Origin of the sequence: Nocardia miyunensis NBRC 108239, assembly GCF_001613065.1 — a bacterium.
In the GTDB taxonomy this organism is placed as follows: domain Bacteria; phylum Actinomycetota; class Actinomycetes; order Mycobacteriales; family Mycobacteriaceae; genus Nocardia; species Nocardia miyunensis.
Map to the genome: position 1 here is coordinate 58922 of NZ_BDBQ01000005.1, position 15023 is coordinate 73944.

The 15023-nt window shown below is 65.0% G+C and carries 14 protein-coding genes and 2 tRNA genes; 11 read left to right on the forward strand and 5 right to left on the reverse strand.

Going from position 1 to position 15023, the window contains the following annotated elements:
• Positions 1–56: 56 nt before the first annotated feature.
• A complete protein-coding gene (locus NM2_RS03470) occupies positions 57–1004 on the forward strand; it encodes an alpha/beta hydrolase (RefSeq protein WP_245717826.1) in 948 nt (315 codons plus the stop codon).
• Between the two features lie 6 nt (positions 1005–1010).
• On the opposite strand, the gene hisC is transcribed toward NM2_RS03470, so the two are convergent.
• On the reverse strand, positions 1011–2090 hold the full coding sequence (gene hisC / locus NM2_RS03475; RefSeq protein WP_067663890.1) for a histidinol-phosphate transaminase: 1080 nt from the start codon (positions 2088–2090) through the stop codon (positions 1011–1013).
• Positions 2091–2212: 122 nt separating this feature from the next.
• On the opposite strand from hisC, the gene NM2_RS03480 reads away from it, so the two are divergent.
• The 3 genes from NM2_RS03480 (at position 2213) to NM2_RS03490 (ending at position 3214) form a co-directional block, all read left to right on the forward strand.
• Complete coding sequence (locus NM2_RS03480; RefSeq protein ID WP_067663893.1) at positions 2213–2929, forward strand: dienelactone hydrolase family protein; 717 nt, start codon at positions 2213–2215, stop codon at positions 2927–2929.
• Between the two features lie 87 nt (positions 2930–3016).
• Positions 3017–3106, forward strand: a tRNA-Ser gene (locus NM2_RS03485).
• Positions 3107–3141: 35 nt separating this feature from the next.
• Positions 3142–3214, forward strand: a tRNA-Arg gene (locus NM2_RS03490).
• 60 nt (positions 3215–3274) lie between these two features.
• On the opposite strand, the gene NM2_RS03495 is transcribed toward NM2_RS03490, so the two are convergent.
• On the reverse strand, positions 3275–3475 hold the full coding sequence (locus NM2_RS03495; protein ID WP_067663896.1) for a hypothetical protein: 201 nt from the start codon (positions 3473–3475) through the stop codon (positions 3275–3277).
• 457 nt (positions 3476–3932) lie between these two features.
• Here NM2_RS03495 and NM2_RS03500 point away from each other — a divergent pair, with 457 nt between their 5' ends.
• The 4 genes from NM2_RS03500 to NM2_RS03515 are packed head-to-tail and all read left to right on the forward strand — an operon-like array spanning position 3933 to position 8150.
• Positions 3933–5150: a nitroreductase family protein gene (locus tag NM2_RS03500; protein ID WP_169816094.1), complete on the forward strand. Its 1218-nt coding sequence runs from the start codon at positions 3933–3935 to the stop codon at positions 5148–5150.
• Positions 5147–5842 carry a hypothetical protein gene (locus NM2_RS50085; protein WP_169816095.1) on the forward strand — a complete coding sequence of 232 codons (696 nt, stop codon included), beginning with the start codon at positions 5147–5149 and terminating at the stop codon, positions 5840–5842. Before NM2_RS03500 ends, NM2_RS50085 begins: the two co-directional genes overlap by 4 nt.
• Entirely contained in the window at positions 5839–6834 is a 996-nt protein-coding gene (locus NM2_RS03510) for a phytanoyl-CoA dioxygenase family protein (protein ID WP_067663906.1), read from the forward strand. The genes NM2_RS50085 and NM2_RS03510 overlap by 4 nt, the downstream gene beginning before the upstream one ends.
• Positions 6831–8150: an MFS transporter gene (locus tag NM2_RS03515; RefSeq protein WP_067663908.1), complete on the forward strand. Its 1320-nt coding sequence runs from the start codon at positions 6831–6833 to the stop codon at positions 8148–8150. The genes NM2_RS03510 and NM2_RS03515 overlap by 4 nt, the downstream gene beginning before the upstream one ends.
• Before the next feature lie 20 nt (positions 8151–8170).
• On the opposite strand, the gene yczE is transcribed toward NM2_RS03515, so the two are convergent.
• A complete protein-coding gene (yczE, locus tag NM2_RS03520; protein ID WP_218025844.1) occupies positions 8171–8848 on the reverse strand; it encodes a membrane protein YczE in 678 nt (225 codons plus the stop codon).
• A 61-nt stretch (positions 8849–8909) separates the two neighbouring features.
• On the opposite strand from yczE, the gene yczR reads away from it, so the two are divergent.
• Positions 8910–10301, forward strand: a complete 1392-nt coding sequence (gene yczR, locus NM2_RS03525) for a MocR-like transcription factor YczR (protein WP_067663914.1) — start codon at positions 8910–8912, stop codon at positions 10299–10301.
• A 38-nt stretch (positions 10302–10339) separates the two neighbouring features.
• On the opposite strand, the gene NM2_RS03530 is transcribed toward yczR, so the two are convergent.
• A complete protein-coding gene (locus NM2_RS03530; protein ID WP_067663917.1) occupies positions 10340–10567 on the reverse strand; it encodes a hypothetical protein in 228 nt (75 codons plus the stop codon).
• A 223-nt stretch (positions 10568–10790) separates the two neighbouring features.
• Between NM2_RS03530 and NM2_RS03535 the strand changes: the two genes are divergently transcribed.
• Positions 10791–11942: a tetratricopeptide repeat protein gene (locus NM2_RS03535; RefSeq protein ID WP_169816096.1), complete on the forward strand. Its 1152-nt coding sequence runs from the start codon at positions 10791–10793 to the stop codon at positions 11940–11942.
• 376 nt (positions 11943–12318) lie between these two features.
• Here the strand turns inward: NM2_RS03535 and NM2_RS03545 are convergent, their stop codons facing one another.
• Positions 12319–13155: a hypothetical protein gene (locus NM2_RS03545; protein WP_067664169.1), complete on the reverse strand. Its 837-nt coding sequence runs from the start codon at positions 13153–13155 to the stop codon at positions 12319–12321.
• A gap of 720 nt (positions 13156–13875) precedes the next feature.
• Between NM2_RS03545 and NM2_RS03550 the strand changes: the two genes are divergently transcribed.
• Positions 13876–15021, forward strand: a complete 1146-nt coding sequence (locus tag NM2_RS03550) for a DNA cytosine methyltransferase (protein ID WP_067664171.1) — start codon at positions 13876–13878, stop codon at positions 15019–15021.
• The last annotated feature ends 2 nt before the right edge of the window (positions 15022–15023 follow it).

Here is a 15023-nt window from a genome sequence, read left to right on the forward strand (position 1 = left end):
GCGTCGCACTGGTTATCGGTGCGGCCACGGCGCCGACTGCGCTCGCTGGGCCACCGGTGAACACCGGATCCTCGGACGGTCCCGAACCGCAGGCGCCTGCGGACAATCCGCGCCCGGTCGTCCCGGCGATCGATCGCATCCAGAAGATCACCGATCGTCGGCTCGAGGTGTACGTGCGGTCGCCCACGATGGGACGCACGTTGCCGGTGGAGATCCTGCTGCCGAAGGATCTCAGCCGTCCGCGCCCGACCCTCTACATGCTCGACGGTCGCAGCGCGAGTAACGAGGTGAACAACTGGACCAAGCACGGCGGGGCGGTGCAGTTCTTCGCCGACAAGAACGTCAACGTGGTGCTCACGCTCGGCGGCCCGGCCAGTTACTACACCGATTGGCAGCACCCGGATCCGGTGCTGGGCAACAACCGGTGGGAGACCTTCCTCACCCGTGAGCTGCCCGCGTTGATCGACGCGAAGTTCGGCGGAAACGGTTCGAAGGCTCTCGAAGGGGTGTCGATGGGCGCCGAGGCGGCCATGATGCTGGCCATGCGCCATCCGGGCGCCTACCGCGCGGTCGCCGCGCACAGCGGCTGTTACGCCATGGGTTCGGACGTCGGCCAGGCACAGGCACGCGCGATCGTCAGTACCTACAACGGCAATCCGGACAACATGTTCGGTGATCAGAACAATCCCGCCTGGCTCGCGCACGACGTGATGATGCACGCCGACGAGTTGCGCGGCACGGCCCTGTTCCTGTCCGCGGGCAGCGGCATGCCCGGCCCCTTCGACGGTCCGGGCAATCCCGATTCCCGGACCTCGGTGATCTTCGGCGGCCCGCTCGAGGCGGGCGCCTCCATCTGCACGATGGCGCTGGCAGACCGGCTCGAGCGCATGCAGATCCCCGCGACGGTCGATCTGCCCAAGGTCGGCACGCATTCCTGGCCGTATTGGGCCGCGGAACTGCCGAAGGCGTGGCCGACGCTGGCCGGTGCGCTCGGCGTCAGCTGAGTCCGATCACTTCAGGAAACGCCCGGTGATCTCCGGATCGGTCGCGAACGCGAGGAACTTGTCGTTCTCGTGCGGATCACCCGCGGTGACCCGCACGCCGTCGGCGCCGTACGGCCGTACCAGCACGCTGGCCTCCGCACTGGCCTCACCGAATTCCGCACTGCGCGAACCCAGTGCGAGCCATACGAAGTTGGCCTCGCTCGGGACGATCGGATATCCGGCGGCCAGCAGTGCCGCACGCATCCGGTCACGTTCGGCGACAGTGTGATCGGTGCGATCGAGTAGTTCGTCGCGCGCCTCGAGGCAGGCCATCGCCGCCGCCTGGGCGAGACGGTTCACGCTGAACGGGATGTGCACCTTGAGCAGTGCGGTGATCACCTCGGGATCGCCGACCGCGTAGCCGACGCGCAGTCCCGCCAGGCCGTAGGCCTTCGAAAAGGTGCGTAGCACAAGCACATTCGGGCGGTCGCGGCCGATCTCCACGCCGTTGGGGTGATCCTGCGCGGGCAGCCGCAGATATTCGTAGTAGGCCTCGTCCAGAACCACCAGGATGCGCTCGGGCACGTTGTCGAGGAACCGGATCAGCTCCTCGCGGCCGACCGCGGTGCCGGTCGGATTGTTCGGATTGCAGACGAAGATCAGTCGCGTGCGATCGGTGATCGCCGCGGCCATCGCGTCCAGGTCGTGCACCAGGCCCTCGGTCAGTGGCACCTGCACGGACGTGGCATTGCCCACCTGCGTGACGATCGGATACGCCTCGAACGACCGCCACGCGAACAACACCTCGTCGGTCGGCGAATCGCAGGTGATCTGCACCAGCTCCTGGCACAGCGCGACACTGCCGCACCCCACCGCGACCCGCTCGACCTCGATGTCGTGGAACTTCGCGATGGCTGCGCGAAGTTCGCCGGACTGGTTGTCCGGATACCGGTTGGCCTGCTCGGCGGCCTCGGCGATGGCCTTGGCGACGGTCGGCAACGGGCCGAGAGTGGTCTCGTTGCTGGCCAGCTTCACCGCGCCGGGGTGGCTGCGGCCAGGAGAGTAGGCCGGGATGGACTCGAGGTCCGGACGAATACGAGCAGTCACCCCTCCACATTAGACGGGCGGTACAACGGCGATTACCCGCCGGATGCCACCGGAATATCCGGCCTGGATATCCGGCATGAGAATTGTCCGGAACGTTACCCAATCGAACTAGTCTTGGACCTATGCCGGGCAGCTACCACGACAACGCGCCCCTGCGCGCCGGCGACCCCGGTCAGGCGCAGGACGGACAGGCCACCACATTGTTGCGAGTACCCATACGGGTGATCGAACCGGACCGCACTGCGCGCGGGGGGATCGTCGTGCTGCACGAATCACGAGAATTCGCCGAAACATTGCTGGAATTGATGACGGCGCTGTCGGCCGAGGGCTGGATCGTGGTGGCGCCCAACCTGTTCCATCGCAGCGCCGACGACGACCAAGTCTTCGGCGAGGAGTTGTTCGCCGATTTCGACGCCTGTTTCGACTGGCTCGTCGGCCGCGGCGTCTTCCCGGACCTGACCGGAGTACTCGGTTTCGACAGCGCCGGAACGGCCGCATTCCTGGTCGCCACCAATCGCCGGATCGGCGCGGCGGTCAGCATCGCCGCACCCGGTATCGATGAGCCGCTCACCGACCGTGCGGACGCGCTGACCCGAGCCGCCGCCCAACTGCAGGCCCCCTGGCTGGGCCTGTACGGCGCGGACGATCCGGTCATCACCGCCGACCAGGTCGAACGTCTGCGCGAGGCCGCCGCGGCCGCCGCCGTGGCGACCCTGGTGGTCAGCTATCCGGGCCTGCGGCACCGCCCCGATCGTCCCGGCTTCGACTCCGACGATGCGGACGACATCGTCGCCGCACAGACCAGAATCTTCGATTGGTTCGATTCTCACCTACGTTGACCAGCCGTTTTGCGTCCTGAGCTGTAGCTCTGTACTCTTTCGTCTCGGCGGTTCGAAAGGACCGGTGCCCTCGAAGAGAAGGCTCCAGGAGGCGTGCCAGAGCGGCCGAATGGGACTCACTGCTAATGAGTTGTCCCTTCACGGGGACCGGAGGTTCAAATCCTCTCGCCTCCGCCACGTCCGGTCCGCCGGACACACAACTTGATACACCTGCGCCCGTAGCTCAACGGATAGAGCATCTGACTACGGATCAGAAGGTTAGGGGTTCGAATCCCTTCGGGCGCGCTTCAGGTCGGAGGCCCCTTCGCTCAGCGCGGAGGGGCTTCTTTCGTGTCGTTGACGACACTATTCGACGAGACAGCCCAGCCAGTTCATCGGGTAGCGGCACTGTGGACTTGGAGTTGCCGGTTTCAGGTCGTGCAGATCCGGGCTCCCGTCGGCCCGATAGAGCGCCTGAGCGATATCGGCCGTGCCCGCAGCCAGGTCCGCATCCGTCCACCACCGCCCGAGGGCCTCATAACGTCGCAGCGCGATCGTCAACGCCACAGACCAAAGTGCGTGGAGCCGATGGTGTTTGGCGGTTTAGAGCTGTTTCGGAGCCCGCGCAGCACCGGGCGCACTCGGGATACAGCTTCGCCGGGTCCTTCGGATCCTGAGTCCGTTTGGCGTCCTTGCCTTGTGCGCAGCATTGCCACTGTGTTGCCAGCTTGGTCGGCTGCTACCGGATGGGCCCAGTCCCAGGGCGGGTCTGACGCGCCGCCGAGCGGGTCTGACGCGCCGCGCCGCCCGCCTCTGCGAGCTCGGAACATTGAGGTGTGTCCGAGAGGTGGCAGAACCGAAATCCTCCGGTGCTTCAACGCCCGCACGGCTTTGGCGTTGCTGCCGACACCGGAGTACGAGATACGCAGGGATTGTTGATCGGCGTGCCCGGAGCGGACAGCGGGATCAGGCCGATGAAGTGCGTATTCGAAACGATCATGGACTCGGGTGATTGATCTCGGTGATGTCCTCCGCCGATAGTGGTCGTATTCCGGCGGAACATTGCCGGGAAATTCATCGGATAGGAGGTGAATCGAATGACTCACACCGTCAAGACGGCATTGCTGCAGGAATCGACCTGCAACCTGCAGCTGCCGGGCCCGGTATTCAGGAGCAAGCGTCCGCAGGTGGCTGCGGTATCCGCTGCGAAGAAGTAGTGGTCGTTTTCGGGATGCGGATACGTCCGCATCCCGAAACCACTGGAAGAGGAATAGCTGTGTACCGCCGTAATCCGAGTAGTATCGTGTTCGAGCACGACGGCAATTGGTGGATAGAGTCGACGACGCGGCGTGCCGCCGTGGACGTTTCCGAGAAAACTGGTGCGGCCATCGCCCAACTCCGCGCTGATATGGATGTCGCTGCTTTCGAACTGGAAGCATTGGATGACCTGAACCGTCTGATCGACGAGGGCATCCTGGTCGGGTCCGAGGACGCGGGAGCCGGAATGTGCGGCTACCATGCGGCGACGCGTGACCACCCGTTCCTCGATATGTCGACCGGTATGGCGGCGCGGATCACAGACGCCATGATCATGGGGGGATACGTCGAGGCCGACGACTATCCACCGGTGTACCTCGATATCGAGCACCACGGATCGATCCGGCTCGAGGATGCGGCGGACCTCGGAATCGATGAACTGCGGAATTCCGATCTGTATCAGTTTTCACTGATTCTCTCCGGGACTCTCGGCGTCCGTCGCCGCCAGCCGCATTACTATGATCCTCGCACGGAGTATCACCAGGTCGAACTGGTTCAGAAATCGATTCCCTCCGGAGGCGGCAGGCATCCGACCGAGCTGTTCGTGGAGGTGCTGCGGTCGCCTGTGATTCCGAGCGGTAAATATCATTACCAACCGCGAACGAATACCCTGGACCGATTGTCTCCGGATGCCTTCCAGCGGGCTGACTCGGTGTCGGAAGATTCCGGGGCCGATTGGGTCGTCCGGCTGTACCTGGCCTCGGCGGTTCGGCGAGCGATGTTCAGATATCGGGATCCGCGAAGTTTTCGCGCGATTCTCGTAGATCTCGGTCATGCAGATGCGCAGTTCGCCGCGCTGTCCGCCTACTGTAACTGGCGTTATCGGTCCGGTCTGAATGTCCGGATGAATTTCGCGACCGTTGCGGACGACGAATCCACGGATCTGCCGCTTCTGATGACCGGACTACTCGAAGGTTGGTCATGATACGAGTCCACAGTACGGCTGGAAATTGGACGGTCCCCGAACTCTGGTCCAAGCACAACTGGGAACGTCCGTACGGCTTCCTTCGCGCAGTGGAATCGGCCTGCGCGACCGAACCCCCTGATATCCGTCACCACGATTACCTGTTCGACAAGCTGAGTTCCGGATTCGACTGCAAACGCAGCCTGCGGCGCCGGAGCCTGACGAAAACCGCGGATCGCGGAATATCCAACGCAGATGCGCGGATTCTGATTCGCAGCCTCTATGCCGCCCTGGTCCACGAGCCGAACCTGTTCGCCGGCCTCGTAACCGTCGATGTGGGTGACTGGCCGGACGGCTGCTGGCTGGTGGATCACAGCCCGCGGGCCTTGGTTCGGCGCTCGGAATCGTTCGACGCCGCTGGTGTGAGCCGGTTGCTCCAGGGGCAGGCGTGGTCGGCTGGGCCGGGACTGGGCGTGGTGCTCGGGCTCGACGCGGAGTCGGCGAGCGGAGGCGATCTGGGATATGCCGAAGCCCTCGTGGGATGCGGTCGAGTGGGACATGCGCTGGTGCTCGAGGCACTGCAACTGAACCTGGTCACGCGGATGACGCCGGCGGTACACGAGTCGACTGCCGCGGAAATGTTCGGTCTCCATCCCGCCGCGGATGCGTTGTACTTTCTGCGGATCGCACATCCGTACCGGGACTCCCGATGAGTTCGCGGGTCCTCGCGCGCTGGGGCTCGGCACGAGATCAGTTGGAGGCCGACGGGTTTTGTCTTCTTCGCCAGCTGCTGCCGGGGGACACCTCGAGGGAGATCGGAGCCGAGGTCACCGCGGCTCTGGTCGGTGCCCGACTGAGTGACGGCTCCGAGACAGCATCCGGGCAACCGGCGTATCTGGAACGGACCGACTCGATAGTTCCCCCGGATCTCGCCGGGGTGGCCAGGAGTGAAATCCTGGAGAAGCTGTTCCATACGCCGGAATTCCTTGAATGTGCGGCGTCGCTGCTTACGATCGATATCGATGATCTGTTCGTGCACCCGAATAAATACCTGCGTGCGGTGCCGCCGATAGAATCCGATCTGCATTATCCTGCGGGAGTCCATCAAGACTATCCCGAGTTGCAGGGAAGTTTACGTCAACTGGCATTCTGGATTCCATTTTTCCAGGTGGACTCGGAAAGCGGAACCTTGCCGGTATATCCCACCGGGGGTGTGCGAAGAATACTCCCCTTGACTCTCGCCGACAATCCATCGGGCTGGGCGACGGACGGATCCTGTCTACCGCATCCGGTGGTCGCGGAATTAGCCCCGGGTGACGCCTTGGTCTTCCATACGCTCACCCCGCACGGTGGTTCGGAGAATCGCGGTGCGGGCTGGCGCGCCAGCGTCGAGTGCCGGGTGCAGCCCCTTGCCGATTCGATTATCGAGGGGAACATGCAACCCATCTTCTCGCCGAGCTGGGATGCTCACTATCGTGGATGGCGAGAATATGCCGGTTACTGGTATGATCGGCATCCGCCTGTAGTTCCGCACGATCCGACGTGGGAACGCTGGCGTGATGTGGAGGCTGTCAAGGAGGGGCGTCGAGGAAATATCCGCGCTTATACCGGCCTCATGATCGCAAGCGAATTCGGGAAAAGTGCGCCGATCCGTGACGAGGCACGTGAGTTGCTCGATGAATGGCGGCAGATTGGACTGATATGAACTCGGTGTTTCGTCGCAGGTTCATCGGTTCGGATTTTCTTCTGCTGTGGTTCGCGCAGGCGGGGTCCTCGTTCGGGGAGTTCTTGTTCGCCGCGACCGCTACCGTGTGGGTGGCGACCGGCCTGTTTCCGCACAGTGCACATCTGCCGACTTTCATGGCGCTGATCGTGTTGTCGGCCACTGTTCCGCGGATTGTGGTTGCGCCGATTGCCGGTGTGCTGGTCGATCGGTGGAATGTTCGATATACGATGGTCGTCAGTGATGCGGCTCGCGTGTTGTGCTATACGGTTCTGCTGATTGTGGTCGAGTGGGAATCCGGATCCGACGCGGTGCGGTACTGGGCGGCCTTGATCGTTTTGACGTCGGGTAACGTGTCCGCCCAATTCTTCAATCCTGCTCGTGCGGCGTTGATGCAGGTGGTCATTCCCGAAGAGCGGCGGGTGGAGGCGGCCAGTACGAGTATGTTCGCGTTGACGGGCGTCGCCATGGCCGCGACGGCGCTCGGTCCGATTTCCTATGCGGTGCTCGGGGTAGCGGCATCTATTTCCGTGTGTATCGGGGCGTACGGGTTATCGCTGTTGATGACCTGTCTCACCGAGAATCGATCGGTTCGCGCGGACGATCCTCCGGGGCATTTCTGGTCCGAGTTCGTCGGCGGGTTTCGAACGGCCTGGGCGAGTGCGCCGCTGCGGATGGTTCTGATCGGTGTCCTGCTGTACGGATTCTCGCTCGGAATAAACAATACGGCGTTGAGTCTGTACGGCTTGAAGACCCTGCATCTCGAACCGAAACAATACGGTCTGCTGTCGATGATGTTTCCAGCCGGAAATCTTGTCGCCAGCATCTCGGGGGTCCGGCTGGTGAAGCGATACGGCCAGCATCGTGTCTATGTGCTGTCATTGATCGGATTGGGTGTCGGGTACGGCGTCTACGGCTTGGTGCGTTCGGTCCCGGTGGCCTTCGTGACGATGTTCGGGTGCGGCTTGGTGTTCTCGCTGTACGTGCTGTGTCAGGGGCCGATTCTGCAGGAGGCCACCCCGGCCGGATACATGGGCCGGATCACCGCGATCAGTACTCCCGCCATGGCACTGGCCTCGGCTGTCGGTACGGTCGCGGTCTCTCAGTTGCTGGGGCTGCTCATCAGCCCTGGTTCGGGCTCCTCGCGAGCTGTCGCGGATCCCTACGGCACGATGATCGCGGTCGGCGCCGGGATCATGCTGGTCGGTGGCGTAGTGATGTTCGCGGCCCAGCGGAAACGCCCGCCCGATTCCGATCCCGCGGAGCGGTCCGCAACCGCGACATCCACTTCGGGATAGATCGGCTCGCCCTGGTATTCCTATGTCCTGCTGGGGATTTCGACGGCGACCCGCGGTAGGAAGTAACCGACGAGGGGGCCCATGGTTACTGCGATGAGTACGGTGCCGATGCCGACGGTGCCGCCCAGGAGCCAGCCGGTGGCGGCGACGGTGACTTCGATGACGGTGCGGATCAACGGGATCGGTTTGCGGGTCAGTCGGACCAGCCCGGTCATGAGGCCGTCGCGTGGTCCGGCGCCGAATTGTGCGCCGAGGTAGAGGGCGTCGAAGAATGCCAGGCCGACGGTTCCGGCGATCAGGTAGAGCGCTCGGACTTCGATGTCGGGTGGGTTGGGAATTATTCGCGCTGTCGCGTCGGCGGCGATGCCGATGAGTACGACGTTGAGAAGTGTGCCCAGGCCGGGGAGTTCGCGCATCGGGATCCACGCGACGAGCACGGCGAGGGCGATGAGATTGGTTGCGGTACCGAAAGAGATTCCGGTGGATCTGGAGATTCCTTCGGTGAGCACGCTCCAACTGGCTGCGCCCAACCCGGAGCTGACCAGCACCATCACCGACGCGCCGTAACCGATCAGCCCTGCCAGCAGTTGCGGGAATCTGCGCAGCTTCCGTCCGGCGCGCAGTTGCTCGGCAGCGTTCATGCGACGGAGGACGAATCGATCGCCGTGATCGGAGGCCGGGAGCTGGGATGGAGTCACCGGCCCATCCTCGGCCGATTCTGGTATGTAATTCCATAGCCAGATTTGCGATGCTGGTTCGATGAAGATCAGCGCATCGGTGGTGGCGCAGATGCTGGGCTCGTGGGACGCAGGGCCGGGCCCGGCGCATCAACGCCTGTCGGACCGGCTGCGGTTGCTGGTGCTGGATGGACGCCTGGTGCTGGATGCGGCCTTGCCGAGCGAGCGGGATCTGGCGCTCGCCCTGAGGGTGAGCCGCACGACGGTCGGCACCGCCTATCGGTCGCTCGCCGACGCGCAGTTCATCGACACCCGACCGCGATCCCGGGCCGTCGTTCGGCTGCCCGACGATCCGATGCCGCACCGCCGGGCCGCGTCATCGGCTCCGACGATCGATCTGTCGTTCGCCGCACCGGCCGCGCCCGGCCCGATACTGCACCGCGCTTTCGCCACTGCGCTGGAACGACTGCCCCGCTATTTCGACCGTCGAGGGTACGAGCGCGACGGGGTTGTCGAACTCCGGGAATCCGTCGCGCGGTGGTACGCCGGGCGCGGACTTGCGACGCGGCCGAATCAGATCATGATCACCAACGGGGCCCTGCACGCCGTCGCCTTGATCGCCCGCACTCTGGTCCGGCCCGGCGACCGCGTCGTGATCGATCATCCGACCTATCCGCACGCGATCCGGGCGTTCACCGACGCCCGCGCTCGCCTCGTTCCGGTCGCGCTCGAACCCGACGGCTGGAATGCCGGACAACTCCGCGTCGCCGGCCGGGGTGCGGCGATGGCCTATCTCATTCCCGATTTCCACAACCCGACCGGGCAGTGCATGCCCGCTCGGGTGCGGCGAGGCCTGGAACTCGAATGCCCGATCGTGGTCGATGAGACGATGGCGGATCTGGCCATCGATCTGCCCCGGCCGGTCGCGTTCGCGGCCGATCACCCGGACGCGATCAGTATCGGGTCGACGTCCAAGAGCATCTGGGGCGGCCTGCGCATCGGATGGATCCGCGCCAGGCCATCGATCCTGAACCGCCTGTCCCAGATGCGTCCCGGCACCGACCTGGGCACCCCGATCCTGGAACAACTGGCCGCGAGCGTGCTGCTCGACAGCCTCCACACCCACCTACCCGACCGGGTCGATCTACTTCGGGCACAGCGCCAGGCGTTGTATAACGCACTGGCCCAACACCTTCCGGACTGGACGGTGCCGATCCCGCCGGGCGGGTTGTCGTTCTGGGTCGCTCTGGGCGATCCGATCAGCTCGCGATTGGCCGCGATCGCACCCGACTACGGCATCACCCTCGCCGCTGGGCCGCGATTCGGCATCGGCGGCGCGTTCGAACGTCATGTGCGCCTGCCCTATTCACTGCCAGAGGAAGATTTCGCTGCAGCGGTCGAGCAGTTGGCCGCGGCTCACCGAGCTGTCCTGCGTGGCGAACGCGGGAAACACAAGCCGTCGACAGTTGCATGAAAAATGTTCGTCAGCAACATGTTTGATGTCATGAACGCTCAGAAGCAGTAGGGGAACTTGCATTTCATCGGGTCGTCCGGGCCGAAGATGGCGAGGATCAGGCCGTTGATGATCGTGTCGGCTACTCCCGAGCCGGTATTGAACTCTATTTCATGTGCGGCGACGTTGCGGTTTGCGACAGCGCCCGCGGTCACATCCGCGGATGCCGTCGCCGGTGCGGCGATCAGCACACCGATCATCGTCGCCAGCAGGACCTTCCGGGGCATAGTGCCGCCTTTCGCTATTCGCTCGAGCGCATCGGGAGCCTAGTGAGGAGGTCGCCGGTGAGGGGCCGTAGGAATGACGCGGGCGACGTTCTCAGGAAAAACTCAGGATATGCACAGTATCGCCGATGGGTATACCCCGGCCACCTGAACCCTTGTTATGTGCCATCAATCGGCGGTATGTTACATAGAACAATGGCATGGTTTGCTGCGCGGAAGGACCGCCATGGCCACCGTTCACACCCCGGTACCGCCCGGAATCACTGAGCACGGGCATGTCGACCTGCTCGCGAAGATCGTCGCCCAGGAGCACGGCCGGGGCGAGTCGGCAGGCGAATTCGGGAGTCCGCGTGGGGAATTCGGCATCGACATGGCGGTGGGTCAGCTCGATGGCATGGTCGACGGCAAGTCGCGCCGGACGCGCCTCGACGCACACCAGATCGTGGCGACGCTGCCCGCGCCACGGGTGCGTGGCCAGGATCCCAGTTGCGCGCTGTTGGCCAACCTGCCGCACACCCAGCCTCGCCATACCTTGGAACTGTTGCGGCGCATCACTGTTCGTTCCCAGGTCGCGACGAATAATTTCGAGGTCGAGGTATCTCTGCAGGCGATCCGGGCGTTGCTCGAGCTCGGGCACGCCGATATGGCTCAGGGCATGCTGGACGCGCTGCGGAGTACCTGTATCGGCGACTGGCGCATCGCCTGGTTCACCGGCATCGCGGCCTTGGTTCAGGCGGACTACCGGCGCGCGTACCGGCAGTTCGACATCGTCCGGGTGATGCTGCCGGACGAGCCGACCCCGAGTCTGGCCATGGCGGCGACCGCCGAACTGCTGCTGCTCTCACGCGGTGCGCGCGCCGACGCCGCACATTGGCGGCGTGCGGCGATCGACAACTACGGGCGGGCCTGGCGCCCGCATCGCGAAATAGCGAGCGCCGCATTCGGACTCGCGCGGATGCTGACGGCCGACGGTGATGTCCGTTCGGCGGTGGCGGTGCTGGACGAGCTGCCCGTCGGATCGCCGCACCGGGACACCGCGGGGCTGACCGGGTGCCTCCTGCATGTCGGCGGTCCCGCCGCCGAGCTCACCGAGACCGATCTGCGGGTGGCCGCGGGCAGATTGGCGAGTCTGTCCGATTCGCGACGCTATCTGCCGACCCGGCTGATTCTGCTGTGGACGGCCCTGGTGTGGCTCGAATCCGGTGGGCGCCTACGCAATCCGGAGACTTCGATTTTCGGCACCCCCAACACCGTGGCGGGCCTGCGGCACGGTGTCGAGGCCGGACTGCGCCAGCTTGCGCGCGTCACCACCGATGCCGGCCACCGCATCCGGCTGGTCGATCTCGCCAACGGAGTGCGGCCGAGAACCTGGTTCTAGTAGGAGCGTTCGGAAGGAATTCGGTTATGGGCGCATGGAGTACGGCGTCGGTGGTGGTGATCGCACTTGCCGGTTGCGGGTTCGTGCTGGCTGGTCTCATCGTGCTGCTGCCGATGTGGTGGCCGGCGATCTCGGGGCATCGGGGCCCACCCGCCCGGCGCCGCCGGGACACGGGGTTCCGGCCACCGGGTCGATCGTGTTCGACGCCGGAGCGGACGCTGACGGTTGCCGAGGCGCACCTGACGATGCAGATGCATCGCGAGCACTCGTGCGGCCGTAAGCGCGCCGCATTCGAAACCCTCGTCGCCGCAGGGCATATCAGGCCCGACTCGTCGCGGCCGAACGAGCGGCGATAATCCCTGCTCTGTCGCATCGGTCAGCGCCGCACCCAAGCCTGAGCGCGGTCGGCGAGATTCCACCACGAAACATATTGGGGATCTCCGGATTTCAGTTCCCAGCCGGAGGCCAGTGCGTCGAAGAAGGCGTCGCTGCCGGTCTTTCCTCCTTTCGGTTCGCCGAGGTAGATCAGGCGCTCTCCGCCGGCGGCTTCGAAGTCGGTCAGGGCTTCGGCGGACATCGGGTTGCCCCAGCCGGGTGGCCAGCACAGGAACAGGACGTCGTCCGAACCCCGGCAGGTGCGGGCGCGGTAGTCGTCCAGGGTGCCTACTGGAAACCAAATATCCTTCTGGCCAATGGTTTTGGTGAACGATGGGTTGTCGGAGCGGTCCGGCGGCTCGGAATCGTAAGCCGCCACGGACAATCCGGCCGCGCGCAGCTGAGCAGCCCAGTAGCCGCGGCCCGCGCCCAGCTCGACCACCGTGCGTCCCTCGCAGAACCCGGCCACCCAGTCGATGGTCTCGGGGGAAGGAATCGCGTACGCGTAACTGGACTGTAGGACGGTTTGGGCGAAGCCGAGGCGGGCGCTTCCGTTGGGGCGGCCGCCGTTCACCACGCGTCGTCCATCGTGTTCGGAGACCGATGGGGCGACGATGTCCCAGTACGGATTGGCGCTGAACGAACGATCGCCGGTCATGTAGTGGACCAGTCGCAGATCGAATGCGGCATCGGCTCTTTCATCGCCGGTGCCCGGGAGTACCGGCGAGGCGTCGAGATACTCCGCGACCTTCGGGAACTCGGTGTTCAGACGTTGCTCGTCGGCCAGCAGTGCGGCCAGTTCGGTGCGGCGCTCGGTTGTCAGAACAAGATCGACCATAGCCCGATTCTCCCGGGAGACAACGGGATCCGTGCGCGGTTCGGCGATCGTGTGCAGGATGCGCGGACCGGCCGGTTCGGTTGTGGTCGGCGCTGACAGGTCCGGTCGGCCGATTCGATGGGAGTGCCCCGGCGATTGCAGCACCGGCTGCCGGACACCCGCCGTAGCTGACCGGGCTTCTGCCGGAGAGGCGGTTCGATACCTCGAACCGAGCTGCTGCAGTACACTGATCTGGTCACGTGAGTGATGCTGGCGGTGAGGACGCCGCGCCTACGACGCCCTCACCTGGTGGGACTACCTAGCCCGCCGGATGAACCAGCGGACCAGAACGAACGCTCCGGCGATTACGGCCCAGCTTCCCAACACGATGCCGTAATCGACCGGGGCGTTGCTCTTTGCCCGGCGGTGTTTCGCCATTCCCCACCACCTCCTTCCTGGGCGCGGTGTGTGGACCATGTCCACCGCCCCTCGGCCGGAGGTGTCACCACCTTACGTCATGATTTCGAGCAGATCCCTTGGGATGCAATCGATTTCGTTTATTTGGAACGTCGCCCAAGTGGGCTCGTATCAACCGCGACAATCGCCCGCCGATATCCGTGTCAGCGTGCCGAGGACGAGTTGCTCGCGGGTCGCCCCAAGGGACTCGAGTAATCTGCTCATCCAGGCGCCTCGATTCCGGTCGGGGTTCACGGCGAAAGGGCAGGAGTGGCGGGCGCGAGGATGGTGGGGCTGTTCGCCGGGATCGGCGGACTCGAGCTCGGCCTCGGCGTGCACGGGTGGAGCACAGAATTGCTGTGTGAGATCGATTCCGGTGCCCGGGCCGTGCTTTCGGCGCATTTTCCGGACGTCGAGGTGCACCAGGACGTCACCCGATTGCGTGCGCTGCCGACCGGGACCGAGCTGGTGGCCGCGGGATTCCCGTGTCAGGACCTGTCGCAGGCGGGGCGGACCGCCGGAATCACCGGTACGCGTTCGGGTCTGGTGGACGAGGTGTTCCGGCTGGTGCGACGGCGTCGCGGTCCGCGCTGGCTGCTGATCGAAAATGTGCCGTTCATGCTGCAACTCGGGCGCGGGCAGGCGATGCGGCACATCACCTCCGCGTTGGAGGGGCTCGGGTACATGTGGGCGTATCGGGTGGTGGATGCGCGGGCGTTCGGGTTGCCCCAGCGGCGGCTGCGGGTGCTGATGCTGGCCTCGCGCACCGAAGATCCGCGACCGGTGCTGTTCGGCGCCGATGCCGGGCCGCACGATATCGGCGATCCGCGGATCGATCCGTGTGGTTTCTACTGGACCGAAGGGGTGCGCGGGCTGGGGTGGGCGGTAAATGCCGTGCCGACGCTCAAGGGCGGGTCGGGGCTCGGGATCGCCAGCCCGCCCGCGGTGCGACTGCCCTCGGGGGAGATCGTGACGCCCGGAATCGTCGATGCCGAACGGCTGCAAGGCTTTTCACGCGACTGGACCGCGCCCGCGCTGGCCGCGCCGGGGGTTCGGCCGGGACATCGCTGGAAACTGGTCGGCAATGCGGTGAGTGTGCGGATGGCGACGTGGGTCGGCGGGCGGCTGGCCGATCCGTCGGGTGATGTGGTGCTCGAAGAACAGGATGCGTTGTCCGGGCAGCGGTGGCCGACCGCGGCGTGGGGGCGGGCCGGGACGGCATATCGCGTGCCGGTCTCGACGTGGCCGATCCACGCGCCGTACGAGGATCTGCGCTGGTTCCTCGAGGACGCCCAGTTGCTGTCCGCGCGCGCCACCGCCGGATTCCTGCGCCGGGCCGGGCGCGGAACGTTGCGTTTTCCGCCGGGTTTCCTGGCCGACGTGCAGAATCATCTGTTGCGCATGGGTGGATCGCCTCGAGAAGCCGCTTGACG

What these genes read in the sequence shown, in the direction of transcription:
- NM2_RS03480 (WP_067663893.1), top strand. Translation starts at nt 2,213, where the DNA reads ATGCCGGGCAGCTACCACGACAACGCGCCCCTGCGCGCCGGCGACCCC.
- NM2_RS03500 (WP_169816094.1), top strand. Translation starts at nt 3,933, where the DNA reads ATGTCCTCCGCCGATAGTGGTCGTATTCCGGCGGAACATTGCCGGGAA.
- NM2_RS50085 (WP_169816095.1), top strand. Translation starts at nt 5,147, where the DNA reads ATGATACGAGTCCACAGTACGGCTGGAAATTGGACGGTCCCCGAACTC.
- NM2_RS03510 (WP_067663906.1), top strand. Translation starts at nt 5,839, where the DNA reads ATGAGTTCGCGGGTCCTCGCGCGCTGGGGCTCGGCACGAGATCAGTTG.
- NM2_RS03515 (WP_067663908.1), top strand. Translation starts at nt 6,831, where the DNA reads ATGAACTCGGTGTTTCGTCGCAGGTTCATCGGTTCGGATTTTCTTCTG.
- yczR (WP_067663914.1), top strand. Translation starts at nt 8,910, where the DNA reads ATGAAGATCAGCGCATCGGTGGTGGCGCAGATGCTGGGCTCGTGGGAC.
- NM2_RS03530 (WP_067663917.1), bottom strand. Translation starts at nt 10,567, where the DNA reads ATGCCCCGGAAGGTCCTGCTGGCGACGATGATCGGTGTGCTGATCGCC.
- NM2_RS03535 (WP_169816096.1), top strand. Translation starts at nt 10,791, where the DNA reads ATGGCCACCGTTCACACCCCGGTACCGCCCGGAATCACTGAGCACGGG.
- NM2_RS03545 (WP_067664169.1), bottom strand. Translation starts at nt 13,155, where the DNA reads ATGGTCGATCTTGTTCTGACAACCGAGCGCCGCACCGAACTGGCCGCA.
- NM2_RS03550 (WP_067664171.1), top strand. Translation starts at nt 13,876, where the DNA reads ATGGTGGGGCTGTTCGCCGGGATCGGCGGACTCGAGCTCGGCCTCGGC.